Consider the following 19,785-nt stretch of genomic DNA (forward strand, 5'->3'; position numbering starts at 1 on the left):
CGATGGGCTCACGGTCCGGCCCGGAAGCGGAGGAAGCCACGTGCGCGAGGCGACGAGCGGGTCCGGCGGTGCGCCGACGAGCGAGCCCGGTGCCGCGTTCCTGAAGGCGGGCCGGTTCCTCCGCCCCGGGACGCCCGCGCCCGACCTGCACAGTGTCCGCCTCACCGGCGGACGGGCGGCCGACGCCTTCTACCGGGACCGCTGGAGCCACGACAAGGTCGTGTACTCCACCCACGGCGTCAACTGCACCGGCTCCTGCCGCTGGAAGGTCTTCGTCAAGGACGGTGTCATCACCTGGGAGACCCAGGCCACCGACTACCCGTCCGTCGGCCCCGACCGCCCCGAGTACGAGCCGCGCGGCTGCCCGCGCGGCGCCGCCTTCTCCTGGTACACCTACTCGCCCACCCGGGTGCGCTACCCGTACGTGCGCGGCGTGCTGCTGGAGCTGTACCGGGAGGCGCGGGCCCGGCTGGGGGATCCGGTGGCGGCCTGGGCGGAGCTCACCGGCGACCCGGAGCGCCGCCGCGCCTACCAGCAGGCCCGCGGCAAGGGCGGCCTGGTGCGGGCGAGTTGGGACGAGGCGGTGGAGATCGTCGCCGCCGCGCAGGTGCACACCGTGCGGCGGTACGGCCCGGACCGGATCGCCGGGTTCTCGCCGATTCCGGCGATGTCGATCGTCTCGCACGCGGCCGGCGCCCGCTTCCACTCGCTCATCGGCGCCGCGATGCTCTCCTTCTACGACTGGTACGCGGACCTGCCGGTGGCCTCCCCGCAGGTGTTCGGCGACCAGACCGACGTGCCCGAGTCGGGGGACTGGTGGGACGCCGCCTACCTGGTGATGTGGGGCTCCAACGTGCCCGTCACCCGCACCCCCGACGCGCACTGGATGGCCGAGGCCCGCTACCGGGGCCAGAAGGTGGTGGCCGTCTCCCCGGACTACGCGGACAGCACCAAGTTCGCCGACGAGTGGATGCACCCCCACCCGGGCACCGACGGCGCCCTCGCCCTCGCGATGGGCCACGTCGTCCTGCGGGAGTTCTTCGTCGACCGCACCACCCCGTTCTTCGACGACTACGTCCGCCGCTTCACCGACCTGCCGTTCCTGGTCACCCTGGACGAGCGGGACGGCGCGTACACCCCGGCCAAGTTCCTGCGCGCGAGCGACCTCGGCGACACCGGCGAGGGCGCCGCCTGGAAGCTCGCCGTCCTGGACGAGGCGACCGGCCGCCCCGCCGTGCCCAACGGCTCGCTGGGCTTCCGCTGGACCGCCTCCGGCGAGGGCCGCTGGAACCTCGACCTGGAGGGCCTGCGCCCGCGCCTGACCCTGCACGGGGAGGCGGGCACCACCCCGGTCGAGGTGCTGCTGCCGCGCTTCGACACCGACGGCGGCGCGCACGGCCAGGGCCGCGGCGACACCGTGCGCCGGGGCGTTCCCGCGCTGCGCCTGGACGGCGGCGCGCTGGTCACCACCGTCTACGACCTGCTGCTCGCCCAGTACGGCGTCGGCCGCGACGGCCTGCCCGGCCACTGGCCCGCCTCCTACGAGGACCCGGACACCCCCGGCACCCCCGCCTGGCAGGAGCGGCACACCTCGGTGCCCGCCGCCCAGGCCGTCCGGGTGGCCCGGGAGTTCGCGCGCACCGCCGAGGAGTCCCGGGGCCGCTGCATGATCCTGATGGGCGCCGGCACCAACCACTGGTTCCACTCCGAGACCATCTACCGGACCTTCCTCGCCCTGCTCGCCCTGACCGGCTGCCAGGGCCGCAACGGCGGCGGCTGGGCGCACTACGTCGGCCAGGAGAAGTGCCGGCCGCTCACCGGCTGGGCGACCCTCGCGGGGGCCTCCGACTGGTCCCGCCCGCCCCGGCAGGCGATCGGCACCGGCTGGTTCTTCCTGCACACCGACCAGTGGCGCTACGACACCTACCCGGCCGACGTGCTCGCCTCCCCGCTCGGCACCGGCCGCTTCCGCGGCCTGGCCACCGTCGACCTGCTGGCCCGCTCCGCCCGGCTCGGCTGGATGCCCTCCTACCCGACCTTCGACCGCAACCCGCTCGACCTCGTCGACGAGGCCCGCGCGGCCGGGCGCGACCCGAAGGAGCACGTCGTCGCCGAACTGCGCGCCGGACGCCTCAAGTTCGCCTGCGAGGACCCGGACGACCCGGCCAACTGGCCCCGGGTGCTCACCCTGTGGCGGGCCAACCTGCTCGGCTCCTCGGCCAAGGGCGCCGAGTACTTCACCAAGCACCTACTCGGCACCCACTCCTCGCTGCGCGCCCGGGAGGCCGGCGAGGAGGTGCGCCCGCGCGACGTCCGCTGGCACGACGAGGCCCCCGAGGGCAAGCTCGACCTGCTGCTCTCGCTGGACTTCCGGATGACCTCCTCCACCCTGCTGTCCGACGTCGTGCTGCCCGCCGCCACCTGGTACGAGAAGCACGACCTGTCCTCCACCGACATGCACCCCTTCGTGCACTCCTTCGCCCCCGCCGTCGACCCGCCCTGGCAGGCCCGCACCGACTTCGACGCCTTCCACGCGATCGCCGCGCGGTTCAGCGAACTCGCCCGTGACCACCTGGGCACCCGGTACGACCTGGTCGCCACCGCGCTGCAGCACGACACCCCCGGCGAGACCGCCCAGCCCGGCGGCACCGACCTGGACTGGCGGTCCGGCGCGTGCGAGCCCGTCCCCGGCGCCACCCTGCCGAACCTCGCCGTCGTCGAACGCGACTACACCGCGGTGGCGGCCAAGATGGCCTCGCTCGGCCCGCTCGTCGAACAACTCGGCCTGCCCGCCAAGGGCGTGGCGCTGCACCCGGCGGAGGAGGTCGAGCAGCTCAAGGCCCGCAACGGGGTGGTGCGCGGCGGCCCCGCCGACGGCCGCCCGGCCCTGGACACCGCCGTCAAGGCCTGCGACACCGTGCTCGCCCTCTCCGGCACCACCAACGGCCGGCTCGCCACCCAGGGCTTCCGCGCCCTGGAGCGCCGCACCGGACGGGAGTTGGCGCACCTGGCCGCCGAGCACGAGGGCCGCCGGATCACCTACGCCGACACCCAGGCCGCGCCCGCCCCCGTCATCACCTCGCCCGAGTGGTCCGGCAGCGAGTCCGGCGGCCGCCGCTACAGCCCGTTCACCCTCAACACCGAGCACCTCAAGCCCTGGCACACGCTCAGCGGCCGCCAGCACTTCTTCGTCGACCACGACTGGATGCACGAACTCGGCGAGGCCCTGCCGGTCTACCGGCCGCCGCTGGACATCCGCCGCCTGTTCGGCGAGCCCGCCCTCGGGCCGGACGGGCAGCGGGAGGTGACGGTCCGCTACCTCACCCCGCACAACAAGTGGTCGATCCACTCCGAGTACCAGGACAACCTGTTCATGCTCGCGCTCTCCCGGGGCGGGCAGGTGATCTGGATGTCGGTCGAGGACGCCGCCGCCATCGGCGTCGCCGACAACGACTGGATCGAGGCCGTCAACCGCAACGGCGTCGTCGTCGCCCGCGCCGTCGTCTCGCACCGGATGCCGCCCGGCACCGTCTACATGCACCACGCGCAGGAGCGCACCGTCAACGTGCCCCGCGCCGAGACCGGCGGGCGGCGCGGCGGCATCCACAACTCGCTGACCAGGGTGCTGCTCAAGCCCACCCACCTGATCGGCGGCTACGCCCAGCTGTCCTGGGCGTTCAACTACCTCGGCCCGACCGGCAACCAGCGCGACGAGGTGACGGTCGTCCGCCGGCGCCGCCAGGAGGTGCGGTACTGATGCGCGTGATGGCCCAGCTCGCGATGGTGATGAACCTCGACAAGTGCATCGGCTGCCACACCTGTTCGGTCACCTGCAAGCAGACCTGGACCAACCGCCGGGGCACCGAGTACGTCTGGTTCAACAACGTCGAGACCCGCCCCGGCCTCGGCTACCCGCGCCGCTACGAGGACCAGGACCGGTGGCGCGGCGGCTGGCGGCTCGACCGCCGCGGACGGCTCAAACTGCGCCAGGGCGGGCGGCTCTACAAGCTCGCCTCGATCTTCGCCAACCCCGTCATGCCCACCCTCCAGGACTACTACGAGCCCTGGACGTACGACTACCGCGCCCTCACCGACGCCCCGCTCGGCGAGGACTACCCCGTCGCCCGGCCGCACTCGCTGATCACCGGCCGCCCGATGGCCGTCGAATGGTCGCCCAACTGGGACGACGACCTCGGCGGCGCCCCCGAGCACGCCGCCGCCGACCCCAACGTCGAGCGGATGCGCCGGGAGGTCGGCGAGCGGATCCGGTTCCAGTACGAGCAGAGCTTCATGTTCTACCTGCCCCGGATCTGCGAGCACTGCCTCAACCCGGCCTGCGCCGCCGCCTGCCCCTCCGGCGCGATCTACAAGCGGGCCGAGGACGGCATCGTCCTCGTCGACCAGGACGGCTGCCGGGGCTGGCGCCAGTGCGTCACCGGCTGCCCGTACAAGAAGATCTACTTCAACCACCGCACCGGCAAGGCCGAGAAGTGCACCTTCTGCTACCCGCGCACCGAGGTCGGCCTGCCCACCGTCTGCTCCGAAACCTGCGTCGGGCGGCTGCGCTACCTCGGCGTGCTGCTCTACGACGCCGACCGGGTCACCGCCGCCGCCTCCGTCGAGGACGAACACGACCTCTACGAAGCCCAGTTGGGCGTCTTCCTGGACCCCGAGGACCCCGAGGTCCGGCGCGCCGCCGAACGCGACGGCATCGCGCACGACTGGATCGAGGCCGCCCGCCGCTCGCCCGTGCGCGCGCTCGTCAGCACCTACCGGGTCGCCCTGCCGCTCCACCCCGAGTACCGCACCCTTCCGATGGTCTGGTACATCCCGCCGCTCTCCCCGGTCGTCGAGGAGGTCGCGGCCGCCGGCCACGACGGCGAGGACGCCGGGAACCTCTTCGGCGCGATCGACGCCCTGCGCATCCCCGTCGAGTACCTCGCCGGGCTCTTCACCGCCGGCGACCCCGGTCCGGTGCGCGCCGCCCTCGACCGGCTCGCCGCGATGCGCGCCCACATGCGCGCCGTCAACCTCGGCCGCGAGCCCGACCACGCCGCCGCCGAGGCCGTCGGACTCGACGCCGGCTCGGTCGAGGACCTCTTCCGGCTGCTCGCCGTCGCCAAGTACGAGGACCGCTACGTCATCCCGACCGCCGCCCGCGCCGACGCCGAACGCCTGGAGGAGTCCGCGCTGCCCGCCGGCTGCGGCCTCGACCACGCCGACGGCGCACCGGACGGCGCCGACGGCCCGTTCGGCGCCGGATCGGGACGGCGCCCGCTGCCGATGGTCACCGTCGAGAGCTTCCACGGGCTGCGCCGTCGCCAGACCGCCGACCACCCGGAGCCGCCCGGGGACGCCGCCGCCCCGCGCGAGGAGCCCTCGCCGTGACCGCCGACCCCCGCGCACTGGTGCGCCGCGCCGCCGCCGAGTGCCTCTGCTACCCGGACGCCCCCCTGCCGCCGCTCGCCGAACTGCTCCGCCCGGTCCGCCACGCCGCCGCCGCCCCGCTGCGCGCCTTCCTCGGCCGGGCCGGGGCCCTCCCCGCCGGCGAACTCGCCCGCCACTACGTCGAGGTCTTCGACTTCACCCAGCGGCACAGCCTGCACCTCAGCTGGTGGACCGACGGCGACACCCGCCGGCGCGGCGAGGCCCTGCTGCGCTTCAAGGCCGCCTACCGGGCGCACGGACTGGAGTGCACCGGCGAGGACCTGCCCGACTTCCTGCCCGCCGTCCTGGAGTTCACCGCCGCCACCGGCGACGAGACGCTGCTGCGGGAGCACCGGCCCGCCCTGGAACTCCTGCGGCTCGCCCTCGCCGAGCACGGCACGCCGTACGCGGACGTGCTCGCCGCCGTCTGCGCCACCCTGCCCGGACCGTCCCCCCGGGACCGCGCCGCCGCGCTGGCGCTCGCCCGGGGCGGGCCGCCGCGCGAACAGGTCGGCCTGGACGCCCCGCCGTACGGGCACCTCGGCCTGCTGCCCGTCCTGCCCACCTGACCGGAGAACCCGCTGCCATGGACACCTTCCTCTGGGGCGCACTGCCGTACGCCGCCGCGGCGCTGCTGGTCTCCGGCCTCGTCTGGCGCTACCGCTACGACAAGTTCGGCTGGACCACCCGCTCCTCCGAGATCTACGAGTCCCGCCTGCTGAACATCGCCTCCCCGGTGTTCCACTACGGCATCCTCTTCGTGCTGGCCGGCCACCTGATGGGCCTGTTCGTGCCCGCCTCCTGGACGGACGCCGTCGGCCTCGACGAGCACGCCTACCACCTGCTCTCGCTGTTCGCCGGCTGCGCGGCCGGCTTCCTGGCGGTCGCCGGCATCCTCGTGCTGCTCTACCGCCGGCGCCGCAACCCCGCCGTGCTGCGCGCCACCACCCGCAACGACAAGCTGATGTACGTCGTGCTGCTCGCGGCGATCGTGCTCGGCCTGGTCGCCAAGCTGATGCACTCCTCGCTCGACTCCGGCTACGACTACCGCTCCACCATCGCCCCGTGGGCGCGCAGCCTGTTCACCCTGAGCCCGGACGTGGGCCGGATGGCGGACGTGCCGGTCGCGTTCAAGGTGCACGCCGTGGTCGGCCTGCTGCTGTTCGCGCTGCTGCCCTTCACCCGCCTGGTGCACATGTTCAGCGCCCCCGTGCAGTACCTCTTCCGCCCGTACATCGTCTACCGCAGCCGCGACCCCCGGCAGCCCGCGGGCAGCCCGGTTCCGCGCGGCTGGGAGCAGGTCGACGACTGACCGCTGCCGGGTTGTCGGCGGCGTGTGCCAGGCTGCGTTCCGACGACACATCCTCGGAGCGGAACGGAAGCACCATGAGCACCATCGACCGGGGACCGGCCGCCGAGCTGTCCTGGGAGCGGTTCTGGCAGCTGATCGACCTGATCGGCGGCGAGCCCGCGGTCGCCGCCTGCGCCGCCTTCGACGCCGGCTGCGAACGGCTCACCGAGGCGCTCGCCGCCGGACCGGCGGAGGAGATCACCGCCTTCGGCTCGCGCCTCGCCGAGGCGCTGCACCGCCTCGACCGCGAGGAGTACGGCACCCAGCGGGCCGCGGACCCGGACGATCCCGACGACCGGCCCCTGCCGCTGAGCGACGACGGATTCCTCTACGCCCGGGCCGCCGTGATCGCCGCAGGCCGGGCCGCGTACGAGCGGGTGCTCGCCGACCCCGCACAGTTCGCCCGCCACTCGTTCCGCAGCGGCGAGTCCCTGCTCCACGCCCACGTGGACGCCTTCGACTCCCGCGCGGACCAGGACGGGCGGACGAGCCTCTGACGCCTGTTCTGCTGTGCACCGCCCACCGCAGGAAAGGTGACGATTCGTCATGATCTGAGGCTTGGCGGGCGGCGCGGCAGGGCATGGGGGAGACAGGGGTCTTTTCCGGCGCTCCGGGCGTTCCGGACGAGGCGTCTCCTGGGCTCGACCGCTGTGTGAGCGCGTCGGGAGAAGGGGGAGGGCGTGGAAGGGGACAGACCGCCCGAGGAACCGCCGGCCGGACCGGCGGCCGAGCCGGACGGAGCCGCAGAGACCGGAGCGGCGCAGGCGGGAGCCGCGCAGGCCGGAGTCGCGCAGGCCGAGCCGGACGGAGCCGCAGAGACCGGAGCGGCGCAGGCGGGAGCCGCGCAGGCCGGAGTCGCGCAGGCCGAGCCGGGCGGAGGCGCACAGGCCGGACGGAGGCGGCGGGACCTGCTCCTCTCGCTGCCCGCACTGATCGTCACGACCGCGGTGGTGGGGATCGTCTCCTGGGGCGTGACCCGGCTCACCGACGGAGCGGACTCGCTGACGCGGGACACCCCGCCACCCGCCACGGTCTCCGTCGAGACGAACCCGAGGAAGGTCGGCGCGTTCGGGGACCTGGAGATCCGGGGTGTGCTTCCCGAGGGCGCGACGCCCGCCACCGGTCCGGGGAAGGGGTGCACCGGCTTCCACGACTGGCTGGTGGCGAACGCCGGGACCGACGCCGGCGAGAGCAGGCTCCAGGTGACGGTCCAGGGCAACGCCGAGCGCCAGGTGCAGATCGCCAACCTTCGGGTGGTCGTCGTCTCCCGGGAGGATCCGCCGCCCTCCGTCGGCGTCTCCTGTCCCACCGCGGGCCAGGCCAACCTCCGTTTCCTGACCATCGACCTGGACAGCCCCCAGCCCCGGGCCACCTACACCTCCGAGGACGGCGCTCCCTTCGGCTTCACGGTCGAGTCCGGTGAGATCGAGACGTTCCTGATCTCGGCGAAGACCGAACGGGCGCTCTACCAGTGGTACCTGGAACTCGACCTGGTCTCAGGGGACAAGCACACGACGGTGCGGGTCGACAACGGCGGGAAGAACTTCCGCACGGCGCCGGTCCCGGCGACACCCCTGTGGTCATGGGACTTCCAGAGCAGGTGGGTGGACATCTCCTCCGGCCGGACCCGTGCCGTCGGCGACCGGCTCGTGCCGCCGGCACCGGGCGGGGAGGCCACGCCATGAGCAGGGTCCGGGCGCGCGCCCTCACGCTGATCCTCCTCTGCCTGGCGGCCGTCGGCGTCGGCATCGGGGTGGCCCGGTGGCAGTCGGACGACCCGCCGGCCACCGTGCCGCCGACCGCGGCCGACAGCGGGCCGACCGGGAACGGTCCGGACGAGGCCCGGTACACGCTGACCGAGGTGTCGCTGCCGGGAGGCGCCGAGGGGCGGATCACCGCGAGCGCCGCCCTCGGCGAGGACCTCGTCCTGGTGGGCACCTCGGAGGGAAGCGTCTACTACGTCGACCCCGCCCGTCCCGGCACGGCCAAACTGATGACCACCACGTTCGGCGCCGTGCGCCGGATCCGTGTCTCGGCGGACGGCGGGACGGCCGCGGTCCTCAGCCAGGAGGGCGCGCTGCGGGTGATGAACCTCTCCCGCAGCACCCCGACCGACCTCGACATCGTCCCGACCGAGGGGCCGGGCGGGCTGTCCCCGCACGGTGACCTCCTCGTGTTCGGCAGCTTCGACCTCACCGTGCTGGACGTGGTGAGCGGGCGGACGAGCACCCTGCCCGCGAAGCCGATTCCGGACGGGGGCCGAACCGCCTACGAGGACTGGGCGGTCACCGGGGACGGGCTGGTCCGCGCCGCCGGCGTGGACGGCGTGGAGACCTGGGACCCCGCCGATCCGGACCGGGCCGGTGAGACGATCGGCTGCGGCTGCGACGCCCGGAGCGTGACGTTCACCGGGGACGGCAGCCTCGCGACCTTCGGCACCGCCGACGGCCACGTGGTCGTCGTCGACCTCGCGACCGGCCGGGTGATCGCCGACAAGACGATCGCCGTCGGCGACTTCACCCTGATCTGGACGGTCGCGGCCTTCGCCGACGGCCGGCGCGCGGCGGGCGGGATCTCCTCCCGGGCGGTGATCTGGGACGTCGGCGCCCGCCGGACCGTGTGGGACCACACCTTCCCCGGATACCGGGTGGCGGAGGTCGGCGCCGTCCCGAACAGCAAGGCGCTCCTCATCAGGACCGTCGAGGAGGACGCGTCCGCAGAAGCGGGCGACCCGGCCGACGACAAGGTGTGGATCGCGACCCCGGCCCTCTGAAGACCTCTGACGATCCCCGACCCGTGACGCCCTCGGCCCCTGACGGCCCCTGACCCCTGACGGCCCGTGGCCCCCTGGCGGAGCCCGGCGGAAACCCGCTGGTGACGACCGGTCCGGCGCCCGTAGACTCCGGTGCTCGTGACCGACACCCGCACTCCCGCCGAGGCCCCTCCCGCCGTGCTCCGCCAGGACGCCGAACTGATCGCGGCCGCCGTGACCGCCGCCGGGCGCGGCACGGTCGACCGCGAGACGGTCGCCGAGGTGGTCGCGCTCTGCGCCGTCGCGGGGGAGCACCTGCTGGTCGTCGGCCCGCCCGGCACCGCCAAGTCGCAGGCCGTACGGCGGGTGGCCGGGCAGCTCGGCGGCCGGTACTTCGAGTACCTGCTCGGCCGGTTCACCGAACCCAACGAGCTGTTCGGCCCCGTCGACCTGCGCGGTCTGCGCGAGGGCCGGGTCGAGTTCGAGACGGCGGGCATGCTGCCCGAGGCCGAGATCGCCTTCCTCGACGAGGTCTTCCTCGGCTCCACCGCCGTCCTCAACACCCTGCTCGGCCTGCTCAACGAGCGGGTCTTCCGGCGCGGCGGCACCGTCCTCGCCAGCCCGCTGCGGGTCTGCGTCGGCGCGGCCAACCACCTGCCCGAGGACCCGGCGCTGGCGGCCTTCGCCGACCGCTTCCTCGCCCGGGTCTTCGTCGAGCCGGTCCCCGATGCCCGGCTGGAGGAGCTCCTGGAGACCGGCCGCCGCCCCGCCGCCCCCGTTCCCGCGCCCGCCGACGGCGCGGACCTGCTCGGCGCGCTCGACCGGCTCACCACCGCCGCCCGCGCCTGCGACCTCGACGGCGTCACCCCGCTGCTCGCCACCGCGCTGCGCCGGCTGCGCGCCGCCGGCGTTCCCGTCGGCGACCGCCGGGCCGTCCGTTCCCAGCGGTTGGTCGCGGCCGCCGCCGTCCTGGACGGGCGGACCGCTGCCACCGCCCGGGACCTGTGGGTGCTGCCGCTGATCGCGCCCACCGCCGACACCCAGACGCTGGCCCGCGACACCCTCGGCGACCTCATCGAGAAGGCCGCCAACGAGTCCCTCGCGCACGCCGCCGAGGAGCTCTCCCGCAGCACGGCCGCCCGCGCCGAACGGCTCGCCCGCACCGGTGCCGCGCTGCTCGCCGAACACCGTGACCTCCCCGAGGGCCGTGACTCCCGGCTCCGTCTGGAGGCCGCGCTGCGCGAGATCGACGCCGGATTCGACCCCGCCGACCTGCCCGCCGCACTGGCCGGCATACGGGCCGAGCTCGTCGCGGCGGTCTCCTCCTCGTGACCTCCGCTCACGTTCCGCACGTCCGGCCCCAGGCGACCTCGTCCCAGGTGTCCCCGCCCCCGGTGGCCCCGCGCTGGGAGCGCCGCGAGCCGCCGCTCACCGCCGCCGCCGTGCTCGCCGTCGGCGACGCCGTCCCGGCGCTGGCCGCCGCGACCCGCGCCCGGCTCCTCGACGGCGCCCGGCTCGGCGTCCTCGCCGACGACACCGCGCTGCTCGTCCTCGGCGCGGAGGCCGACCTCCCGTGGTCGGACGGTGCCCGCTACCTCGGCCGGGACGGCGACCTGCTCGTCCCGACCACCGCCCGGCCCTGGCCCGCCCCCGCCCTGTGGCGCACCGCGCTCGGCGCCGAACCCGGCGAGCTGTGCGTGCTCACCCCCGACCGCGCCCTCGTCGCCGCCCCGCCCGCCCCCGCCACCGACCCGGACGCGCTCACGCCCCACACCCGGGAGGCCGGCCGATGAGCGCCGCCCGGCTGCCGGCCGGACTGGCGCCCTGGGCCGGTGCACTGTCCGCGATCAGCCCCGAACTGGCCGCCGCGCTCGGTCCGTTGCTGCGCCGTCTCGACACCCTCGTCGGGGAGCGCGAGCCGGTGACCGACGGGCCGGGGGAGCCCGACGGCGTGGGCGGACTCGGCCGGACCGGACGGCCCGACCAGCTGCTGCCCGCCGAGTGGCTGCTCGCCGAGGACCACCCCGAGGAGTTCCTGCGGCGCTATGTCGACCGCGAACTCCTCTACCTCGCACCCGAGTTCCACAGCACCGCACCCCGGGGCCGGACGGTCGCGATGGTGGATGCCGGGCCCTCGCAGGCCGGGGCCGGGCGTCTCGTCCAGCTGGCCGCGCTGCTCGTCCTGCACCGCCGCGCCGCCGCCCGGGGCGGCGAGCTGCTGGTGGGCGTCCTCGGCGACGAGCCCGTGCAGTGGTTCGGCGGCGAGCCCGCCGACCTGCTGCCCGTCTGGCTCGCGGCCCGCCGCGGCGCCGAACCGACTCCGGAGGACGTCGAGTTCGCCGCCGCCGCCCTGGACGCGGCCGACCGGGCCTGGCTGCTCGCGTCGCCCCGGCTCGCCGACCGGATCGCCGAGCGGCCCCCGGGCCGGGTCGCGGACCCGGCCCCGGGCCTGCCCAGGGTCCTGGCGAGCGAGCCGACCCGCTGGGGCCCGGCGGGCGCCACCCACGTCACCGTCCGCCTCGACCGCACGACCTTCGAACTGCCGCTGCCCGCCGCCGACATCGCCGTCCGGGCGCTGCGCGGCGCCGAGTTCCGGCGCGCCGCCCCGACGGCCGCCGCACAGCCGCCCGCGGCCGCTCCGCCCGGGCGGGGCCTGCCCGCGTTCACCACCGAGGCCCCGTTCCTGCTCGTCCGGGGCCGGGACGCCGGAACGGTCGTCGCCGTGGACGTGCGCGATGTCGAGCGCCGCCACGCCTCCGCCGTGCAGCCCAAGGCCCATCGCCTGCACGGCCGGGTGATCGCCGCCGGACGGCACGGCCGCCGGCTGGTCGTCCTGCACCTCGCCGGCGGCCGGGTGCTCCGGTACGTCAGCGGCCGCCCGCTCGCCGGGCCCGCGGAGCTCTCCGTCGACCCGGCCGAACTCGGTCTCGGCGAGGGCCTGGTGGAGCGCCTCGCCGGTCGCCCCGTGCTGCCGCTGCTGCGCGCCGGGGACGACCTGCTCGTCCCGGTCGCCGGACGCTGGCGGCGGATCGCCCCCGACGGCACGGTCACCGACGACGGGCCGGTCGGCCGCGGCACGGAACGCGAACGCGGCTTCGACCGGTTCCGCGAGCCGCGGCTGTTCGCGCGCGCCCTGCCGCCGGACGCCGCTCGGGCACGGCACCTGCTGCACGCGGACGGCACGGCCGCCTGGTCCGAGGACGGCAAGAGCTGGACGGTGCAGACCAGGACCGGCGACCGGCGGACGCTGGCGTTCCGGGAGAACGCTGAGGTGCTCGGCCTGGTCCACGACGGCCGCGAACCCGCCCTGATCACCTGGTCGCCCGGCGGCCGTCTGGTCCGGGCGGTCCGCGCCGACGGCGTCCGCACCCTGAGCCGGTTCTCCGGCGGCGACGTCGCGCCGGCCGTGCACCCCACCCTGCCGCTGATCGCGGCCGAGACCTCGCCCGGCCGGATCGCCGTCGGCGACACCGCGACCGGCCGGATCCACCACCTGTTCGGGAGCGACGAGTGAACGCCGCGGGTTTCGTCCTCGACGTGCCGCTGATCGGAGCGGCGGAGGCCGCCGACCGCGTCCTCGTGCTGTGGCGCGAGGGCGCACGGCTGTGTGAACTTCCCGACGGGCGCTGGCTGTTGGTGCTGCCCGAGCCGGTCCTGATACGGGCCGACCGCGCCCCCGGCCTGCCGCTGGAGCGCGCCGGGCACGGCGCGCTGGCCGCCCCCGGGGCTTCCGTCGAGGCGGCCAGCGCGGGGCAACTCGTGCTTCTGGAAGCAGAGCTGACGATCACTCATGCCATCGCCGAACTGCCGGAGGTCGACCCGTCCGACTGGCTGCGGCTCACCGGGCTCGTCCTGCACCGGCCGCGCCCCCTCGGTGTCGCCCCCGCGCCCGAGGCGGCGCCCGTCGAGGAGTCCGTGCCCACCGCCCCCCGGCCCGACCTGAGGGCGGCGGCCGGCATCCGGCCGACGTCCGACCGGGCCCGCCGGCTGACCGCCGAGGCGCCGCCGGCCCGCGACACCCGGTCGCGGCGGCGCGGCGGTCCGCAGATCGCCGTCGACCCCCGCACCGCGAAGGTCATCATCGCCCTGACGATCGTGCTGCCGCTGGTCCTCGTGGTGCTCTACGGCGTCGGACTGCTCCCGGACCACGGCTTCGACCCGGGCGGCGTGGTGGTCGCGGCGGCCGCCGCGGGCGCCGCCTACGGGCTGCTGTTCGGTCGGCGCGCCGCCCGGGACGGGACCGGCCGCGCCGGAGGCACCTCCGCCGGCACCTCCGCCGGCACCTCCGCCGGCACCTCCGTCGGCGCCCCCGCCACCGGCGCGGCCGCCCCGCGCAGGACCGGTCGCTCCTGGTTCGGCGACCGGCTGGCCCGGCTCACCCTGCGCACCCCCGCCGCCCACCTGCTCCACCAGCGGCACGTCCGCTACCTGCACGACCTCACCCGCGCCTTCGAGCAGCACCGCTGGGACGACGCCCTGCGCGACGCCTTCCCGCTCGCCTCCGGGCGGGAGGGCGGCGCCGCCCGGACCTGGCTCACCCTCGCCCTGCCCAAGCGCTTCACCGGCCCGCTCCGCGCCACCCCCGCGACCGGCGGTGCGACGGTGGTGACGACGCCGTTCCACAGCTCCACCGCCCACGCCCACCTCACCGAGCTCTACCGGCGTGCCGCCGAACGGCTGGAGAGCCAGGGGCGGATCGACGAGGCCGCCTACGTCCTCGCCGACCTGCTGGACGCGCCCGCCGAGGCCGTCGCCCTGCTGGAGCGGCACGGCCGCCCCGCCCCGGCCGCCGAACTCGCCGAGGGCCGCGACCTGCCCGCCGACCTGGTCGTCCGCCTCTGGTGGCGGGCCGGCGAGCGCGAGCGCGCCGTCCGCACCGCCCACCGCCGAGGGGCGTTCGCGACGGCCGTCGACCGGCTGTCCGCCACCGACCCCCAGGCCGCCCGCGCCCTGCGCGCGGCCTGGGCCGAGCACTGCCGCGCGGCCGGGGACCGGATCGGCGCCGTGGAGGCGGCCTGGCCGGACGCGGAGCTGCGGCCGTCGATCGTCGCCGACCTGCGCGACGCCGTCGCCCTCGGCGGCCCCGTCCGCGGCCGGGCCCTGCCGTACCTGCTGGCCCTGGACGCCGGCGACGCCACCCGCGCGCTCGCCCGCGCCGTCCTCGACGGCGACGGCGATCCGCACACCACCGGGCGCTCCGCCCTCGCGGCCGCCCTCGCCGACCTGCCCGCCGCCGGCGAGGCCGCCGACCGCGAACTCGCCACCGCCGCCGCCCGGGCCGCCGTCCGCGACGGCGGCTTCGGCGGCGCCCACGGCGGTGGTCCGGGTGGTGCGGCCGAGAAGGCCCTGTTCGACCGACTGCTGCGCCGCGCCGACCCGTTGGCGGCCGCCGACCTGGCCCGCCCCCGTCCGCTGCCCCGCCTCCGTACGGCGGCCCCGACCTACACCGCCGCCGACCGGCCCGGCACGCTCCCGGTGCTGGACGCCGCCTTGCTCGCCTCCGGCTCCCTGCTGGTCGCCTGCGGCCAGGCGGGCGTGCGGCTGCTCGCCCCCGACGGCCGCACCCGCGCCCGCTGGGACACCCCCGCCGACCGGCTCGTCCTCGCCGACCACGGCGGCAGCGCGCTGCTGGTCACCGACCACGGTCCGGAGCTGCGCGGCTTCGCGCACCTCGACCTCGCCACCCGCGCCGTCCGGCCGTGGACCACCCTGCGGGCCCGCCGGGTGGCGCCGTCCTTCGACGGCCGGCACCTGCTGGCCTCGGACGAGGGCGCCCTCGTCGTCCTCGACACCCTGACCCCGCGTCCGACCGTGGTCTGGCGCGAACTCGGCGGCGAGCAGCGGCTGTTGGGCGGCATCGCGCGCACACCGAACGGCTGCGCGGCCGTCGTCCGCTCGCCGCTGCCCGACGGCTCCCCGCTCACCGAGGTGTGGCGCTGGGACCTGCCGGGCTGGGGGCTGCGCGGGCGCCTGCGGGTGGACGACGTCATCGCCGAGCTGTCCCTCGACCCGGTCGCCCTCGCCGCCGGCAGCCTGCTGGCCGCCGCCGCCACGGAGCCGGACCGCACCCTCCTGCAGTGGACGTCCGAACTCCCGGATGTCGAACTCACCCTCGACGGACGGGCGTTGAACGGCCCCACCGCCGACGGCGACCACTGGGCGCTCACCGTCCCCGACGGCACCGGCCTGCGCGTCCACGCGGGCACCGGCCCGTCCTCCGCCGGCGCGCTCACCCTGCTCGTCCCCGACGCCTCCGGCCCCCGTGTCGGCGTGCGCCGTCACGCCGGCGCCGTCACCTACTGGCACCGCTCCGGCCGTGTCCTCGCCACCTCCGCCGACGGCGCCGCCCTCCTCGTCAACCTCCGGGTGACCACCGGCTGACCGGCCGTCCCGCCCCCTCGGCGAGCAGCGGGATTCGGCGGATTCCCGCCCCGGGGAGGACTACCCTACGAACATGAGCCGCTACCCAGTGCGGCCGTTGAGGAGGACTCCTGTGTCGTCGCCCTGTGATCCCGCCTACGCCCGCGCCGGCGATGTGAGCACCGCCGTCATGGTGATGGACTCGCGGCTGAAGGCCATCTACGACGGCAAGAGCGGCACCGACCCCGAGCAGCAGCGGCTCGCGGAGGGCTTCGTCGCCTCGATGGGCCCGGCGGACGCGGACGCGCTGCTGGACGGCGTCTGCACACTCATCTACATGTACATGGACTGGCTGCGGACGGTCTGCGAGCGCCACGACAAGGACGTCATCGAGCACGTGGTCCCCACCCTGGTGGCCACGATGCGGATGATGCCCAACACCTTCCGCCCCGAGGTCGTCCCCACCATGGCCGGCCTCCTGATCGCCTCCGGCACCGGCCTGAGCCCCAACCTGTGGCGCGCCCAGTACGGCGACTGGACCCGCGCCGAGATGAACCCGCTGGAGGCCACCGCCGTCCTGCTCGCGGAGCAGATCAACCGCATGGTCGGCGACGACCAGGAGTTCGCCACCCGCCTGATCACCGACGCGCTGGCCGTCACCGACGACAACTGACCCTCGCGCCCCGGGCGTTGAGGACGGCGACGGTCAAGGACTCCGACGTGCCCCGGCGGGCGGGGTGCAGGAGGCCCGCTCCCGCAGCAGCTCGGCGCGCAGCTCGGGGTTCGGCCCGGGGTCGGCGGCGAGGGCGCGGGTGAAGTCCTCCGCGGCGGCGGCCGGGTTGCCGAGCTCCCGGTGGGCCAGCCCCCGGTTGTACAGGGCGACGGGGTCGGGGTCCAAGGCGATGGCGCGGTCCAGATCGGCGACGGCGCCGGGGACGTCGCCCCGTTCGAAGCGGATGGCCGCGCGGTTGGCCCAGGCGGTCGGCAGGTCGGGGGAGTGCTCGACGGCCCGGGTGAGCAGGGCCTCGGCCTCGGGGAGCCGGCCGCGTTCGCCCGCGACCAGGCCGAGCACGCAGAGCAGGTGCGGCTGGTCGGGGGAGAGGCCCAGACCCGCGTGCGCGTCGCGTTCGGCGAGGTCGAGTTCACCGTCGTCCAGGTACAGGCCGGCCCGGTTGACCAGCGCGTCGAGGTGGTCGGGGTCGATCCGCAGGGTCCGGTCGAGGTCGGCCAGAGCCGCCTCCGGCCGGCCCAGGTCGGCGAGGGTCCCGGCGCGGTTGACGTACGCCTCGGGGAGGTGCGGACCGAGGCGGATCGCGGTGCCGTAGTCGGCGATCGCCTCCTCCGGCCGCCCGGTGGCCCGGTGGAGGGCGGCCCGGTCGACGTAGTACTCCGCGTTCTGCGGGTCCTGCGCGATCACCGTGTCGAGGTCGGCGAGCGCGCGGTCCGGATCGCCCATCGCGAGGTGCAGTTGGGCCCGGTTGTGCACCAGCCGGGCGCGGTCCTGGGGGCGTTCGCCGGGCGCCAGGGTCTCCGCGAGCCGTGCGATGCCGTCCTCGACCGTGCGCAGCGCCGCCGCGTGGTCGCCCGCACGGCTGTCGAGCAGGGCCAGGCCCTGGCGGTGGAAGACGGTGGTGACGGTGCGCTCGCGCGGGTCCTCGATCTGCTCGGCGAGGGCGAGGGCGCGGTCCAGCCAGGTGCGGGCGGTGGTGAGGTCCCGGTCGGGCGTCGGCAGGTGGCGGGCGTACAGCATGGCGGTGGAGTAGGCCGCGGACAGGTGGATCCTCGGCTCGTCGGTGGCCTTCCGTGCCCGGTCGTAGAGCGCGAGCGCCTCGGCCGGGCGGTCCAGAGCGGTCAGCGCGGTGGCGAGCGTGGTGGTGAAGGCCCACCAGTTCCGGGTGTCCGCAGCCGGGTCGACCAGCGGCAGGCCGCGGTCGGCGAGCCGGACGGCGTGCTCGTAGAAGCCGCTCTGCAGGGCCGCGCCGAGCGCGGTGCGCAGCGCGTCGACGCCGTCGGTGGCCGGTCGGGTGCCGCGTTCGCGGTGGTAGGGGATCGCGCCGAGCTGCCAGGACCACTCGCCGGTCGCGGCCAGTTCGTCGGCGCGCTCGTCGTGCCAGGCGGGGTCGTGGACCGCCGCGGCGTCCTCGGCCACGGGTTCGGAGGGGGAGGCGGTGAGGGGCTGGGCGTATTCGCCGACGGCCGCCGCGAGCGCCCCGGGCAGCGAGGCGCCGCCGACGTACAGCCTCAGCCGGGACGGGTCGACGCGCCGCAGCAGCGTCTCGACGAGCTCGACGGTGGTGCCGTCCGCCTCGTCCACCCCGTCGAGCAGGACGGCGGCCGGCGTCCGTCGCTCCGCCGCCCAGGCGGCCACGAACTCGGCCACCCCGTAGGCGAGATGGCGGGTGCGCCGGGCCGGGTGGAACCTGATCTGGACGTCCGCGACATCCAGTGCCGCGACGGCCTCGGCGGCCCAGGGCATCGCGGGCTTCAAGTCGCGTACCGCAGCCAGGAGTTCGACCTGGTGTCGGGCCACCAGCGGGGAGCGCCCCTGGTCGAGCACGAGGCGGCGGACGAACTCGCCGACACCGCCGTAGGGGCCGCGTTCCCAGACCCGGCAGTCGAAGGAGCCCAGGAGCCCTTCGGCTCCGGCGGCCGCCGCGCGCCGATCCCGGGGCAGTGCCGCCTCCACCCAGACGTGCCGCATGCTCGACCCATCCCCTCCTCGTGCCGCCTCGGCTGCCGGGCGGCGCGCCGGGGCTCTCCGAACGCCCCGGCGCGCCACCGGTGTCAGTGGTGCGCCGGAGTTACCAGCACCACTCGAACCAGATCCGGCGGGTGTTGCCGGTCAGCGCGACGGTGCCGGACTTACGGATGCTCATCTTCCGCATGTCTGTCTCCTTCGGTGTGGGGGGTGGTCGGCCGGAGATCACGGCGACCTGCGCCCATAGTGGTGATAATTCGTATGAACTGTCAAGGAATTGGAGACTCCGCTACGTGACCGGTGTCGAGGGCCGGCCCCGGTCACAGCCCGGTCACAGCCCGGTGGCCAGCCAGGCGGTCGCGGCCGCCGCGGCGACGAGCCCGAGGTTGAGCCCGATCCGGCGGTCGCCGCCGGTCAGGTGGACGGCGATCGCACCGCCCTGCAGGAGGACGAAGCCGATGGCCGCGGCCCGCGCCAGTGAGGGGGCGATGCCCGTCAGCGGTGGCAGGACCAGTCCGGCCGCGCCGAGCAGCTCGACCGCCCCCAGCGCCCGCAGGGCGGGCAGCGGCACGCGGTCGACCCAGGCCATCATCGGCCGGAGCCGGTCGCGGCCGCGGCTCACCTTCAGCGCGCCCGCGTAGAGGTAGAAGAGGGCGAGCGGTCCCGCGACGATCCCGTAGGCGACGCTCACGAGGCGGGCTCGGTCGCGTAGCGGCCCATCGCGTCGATGTTGGCCTGCGGCGTCAGCGGCCGGCCCTGGGCGAGCACCTCCTGGAGGTCCCGGAAGTACTGCACGTACAGGTCGGGCGTGAACGTGCTGAGCATGACGGCGGGCTGGTCGGTCGGGTTGGCGAAGGTGTGCGGGGTGCCGGGCGGAACCACCACGAGCGTGCCCGCGCCGGCGTCGTGGTCCTCGTCCCCGACGGTGAACCGCACGGTGCCGGAGAGGATGTAGAAGCCCTCGTCGTGCCGGCCGTGGCGGTGCTGCGGCGGCCCCTGGGCGTGCGGCGCGAGGACGGACTCGGCGATCGCGAGCCGGTGCCCGGTGTGGCTGCCGTCCTCCAGAACGCGCATCTGCGTGGTGCCCAGAACGATCTTCTCGCCCTCGCCGGGCCCCACCACCCGGACGGCGGGGCCGGCCTGCGGCTCGCTGCTCTTCGCTTCTTCGGTCATGCCTACCAGTGCACCGCCGGGGCT

15 protein-coding genes are annotated in these 19,785 nt (G+C 75.6%); 12 read left to right on the top strand and 3 right to left on the bottom strand.

Translation table 11 applies throughout. The features are described 5' to 3' along the window. The first annotated feature begins 40 nt into the window (after positions 1–40). From ACFC0B_RS05535 to ACFC0B_RS05590, 12 genes are all read left to right on the top strand, one after another. On the top strand, positions 41–3,757 hold the full coding sequence (locus tag ACFC0B_RS05535; protein ID WP_376082626.1) for a nitrate reductase subunit alpha: 3,717 nt from the start codon (positions 41–43) through the stop codon (positions 3,755–3,757). Beyond that, a complete protein-coding gene (gene narH / locus ACFC0B_RS05540) occupies positions 3,757–5,388 on the top strand; it encodes a nitrate reductase subunit beta (RefSeq protein ID WP_376082628.1) in 1,632 nt (543 codons plus the stop codon). Before ACFC0B_RS05535 ends, narH begins: the two co-directional genes overlap by 1 nt. After that, positions 5,385–5,996, top strand: a complete 612-nt coding sequence (gene narJ, locus ACFC0B_RS05545) for a nitrate reductase molybdenum cofactor assembly chaperone (protein ID WP_376082631.1) — start codon at positions 5,385–5,387, stop codon at positions 5,994–5,996. Before narH ends, narJ begins: the two co-directional genes overlap by 4 nt. Before the next feature lie 17 nt (positions 5,997–6,013). Further along, the gene (narI, locus tag ACFC0B_RS05550) at positions 6,014–6,739 is read left to right on the top strand and encodes a respiratory nitrate reductase subunit gamma (protein ID WP_376082634.1); all 726 of its coding nucleotides are present in this window, start codon (positions 6,014–6,016) and stop codon (positions 6,737–6,739) included. A 74-nt stretch (positions 6,740–6,813) separates the two neighbouring features. Beyond that, the gene (locus ACFC0B_RS05555; RefSeq protein ID WP_376082637.1) at positions 6,814–7,275 is read left to right on the top strand and encodes a DUF4240 domain-containing protein; all 462 of its coding nucleotides are present in this window, start codon (positions 6,814–6,816) and stop codon (positions 7,273–7,275) included. Between the two features lie 183 nt (positions 7,276–7,458). Further along, positions 7,459–8,463, top strand: coding sequence for a hypothetical protein (locus ACFC0B_RS05560; RefSeq protein WP_376082639.1), 1,005 nt, complete (start codon positions 7,459–7,461; stop codon positions 8,461–8,463). Further along, positions 8,460–9,551 carry a WD40 repeat domain-containing protein gene (locus ACFC0B_RS05565; RefSeq protein WP_376082642.1) on the top strand — a complete coding sequence of 364 codons (1,092 nt, stop codon included), beginning with the start codon at positions 8,460–8,462 and terminating at the stop codon, positions 9,549–9,551. The genes ACFC0B_RS05560 and ACFC0B_RS05565 overlap by 4 nt, the downstream gene beginning before the upstream one ends. A gap of 138 nt (positions 9,552–9,689) precedes the next feature. Then, on the top strand, positions 9,690–10,862 hold the full coding sequence (locus ACFC0B_RS05570; protein WP_376082645.1) for an AAA family ATPase: 1,173 nt from the start codon (positions 9,690–9,692) through the stop codon (positions 10,860–10,862). Further along, positions 10,859–11,323: a hypothetical protein gene (locus ACFC0B_RS05575; protein ID WP_376082648.1), complete on the top strand. Its 465-nt coding sequence runs from the start codon at positions 10,859–10,861 to the stop codon at positions 11,321–11,323. The genes ACFC0B_RS05570 and ACFC0B_RS05575 overlap by 4 nt, the downstream gene beginning before the upstream one ends. Then, entirely contained in the window at positions 11,320–13,044 is a 1,725-nt protein-coding gene (locus ACFC0B_RS05580) for a hypothetical protein (RefSeq protein ID WP_376082651.1), read from the top strand. Before ACFC0B_RS05575 ends, ACFC0B_RS05580 begins: the two co-directional genes overlap by 4 nt. Continuing rightward, the gene (locus tag ACFC0B_RS05585; protein ID WP_376082654.1) at positions 13,041–15,911 is read left to right on the top strand and encodes a bpX6 domain-containing protein; all 2,871 of its coding nucleotides are present in this window, start codon (positions 13,041–13,043) and stop codon (positions 15,909–15,911) included. The genes ACFC0B_RS05580 and ACFC0B_RS05585 overlap by 4 nt, the downstream gene beginning before the upstream one ends. Positions 15,912–16,023: 112 nt before the next feature. Next, positions 16,024–16,563 (top strand): hypothetical protein, encoded by a 540-nt coding sequence (locus tag ACFC0B_RS05590; RefSeq protein WP_376082657.1) that lies wholly within the window; start codon positions 16,024–16,026, stop codon positions 16,561–16,563. A gap of 33 nt (positions 16,564–16,596) precedes the next feature. Here ACFC0B_RS05590 and ACFC0B_RS05595 read toward each other — a convergent pair whose 3' ends face one another. From ACFC0B_RS05595 to ACFC0B_RS05605, 3 genes are all read right to left on the bottom strand, one after another. Beyond that, on the bottom strand, positions 16,597–18,591 hold the full coding sequence (locus ACFC0B_RS05595) for a tetratricopeptide repeat protein (RefSeq protein ID WP_376082660.1): 1,995 nt from the start codon (positions 18,589–18,591) through the stop codon (positions 16,597–16,599). A gap of 328 nt (positions 18,592–18,919) precedes the next feature. Then, positions 18,920–19,279 carry a DoxX family protein gene (locus ACFC0B_RS05600; RefSeq protein ID WP_376082663.1) on the bottom strand — a complete coding sequence of 120 codons (360 nt, stop codon included), beginning with the start codon at positions 19,277–19,279 and terminating at the stop codon, positions 18,920–18,922. Continuing rightward, positions 19,276–19,761: a cupin domain-containing protein gene (locus ACFC0B_RS05605; RefSeq protein WP_376082666.1), complete on the bottom strand. Its 486-nt coding sequence runs from the start codon at positions 19,759–19,761 to the stop codon at positions 19,276–19,278. The genes ACFC0B_RS05600 and ACFC0B_RS05605 overlap by 4 nt, the downstream gene beginning before the upstream one ends. Positions 19,762–19,785: the final 24 nt, after the last annotated feature.

Source organism: Kitasatospora sp. NPDC056184, from assembly GCF_042268405.1.
GTDB lineage: Bacteria > Actinomycetota > Actinomycetes > Streptomycetales > Streptomycetaceae > Kitasatospora.

Coding starts and splice junctions, on each gene's coding strand:
- ACFC0B_RS05595 (WP_376082660.1), bottom strand. CDS start 18,591: ATGCGGCACGTCTGGGTGGAGGCGGCACTGCCCCGGGATCGGCGCGCG.
- narI (WP_376082634.1), top strand. CDS start 6,014: ATGGACACCTTCCTCTGGGGCGCACTGCCGTACGCCGCCGCGGCGCTG.
- ACFC0B_RS05555 (WP_376082637.1), top strand. CDS start 6,814: ATGAGCACCATCGACCGGGGACCGGCCGCCGAGCTGTCCTGGGAGCGG.
- narH (WP_376082628.1), top strand. CDS start 3,757: ATGCGCGTGATGGCCCAGCTCGCGATGGTGATGAACCTCGACAAGTGC.
- ACFC0B_RS05580 (WP_376082651.1), top strand. CDS start 11,320: ATGAGCGCCGCCCGGCTGCCGGCCGGACTGGCGCCCTGGGCCGGTGCA.
- ACFC0B_RS05565 (WP_376082642.1), top strand. CDS start 8,460: ATGAGCAGGGTCCGGGCGCGCGCCCTCACGCTGATCCTCCTCTGCCTG.
- ACFC0B_RS05605 (WP_376082666.1), bottom strand. CDS start 19,761: ATGACCGAAGAAGCGAAGAGCAGCGAGCCGCAGGCCGGCCCCGCCGTC.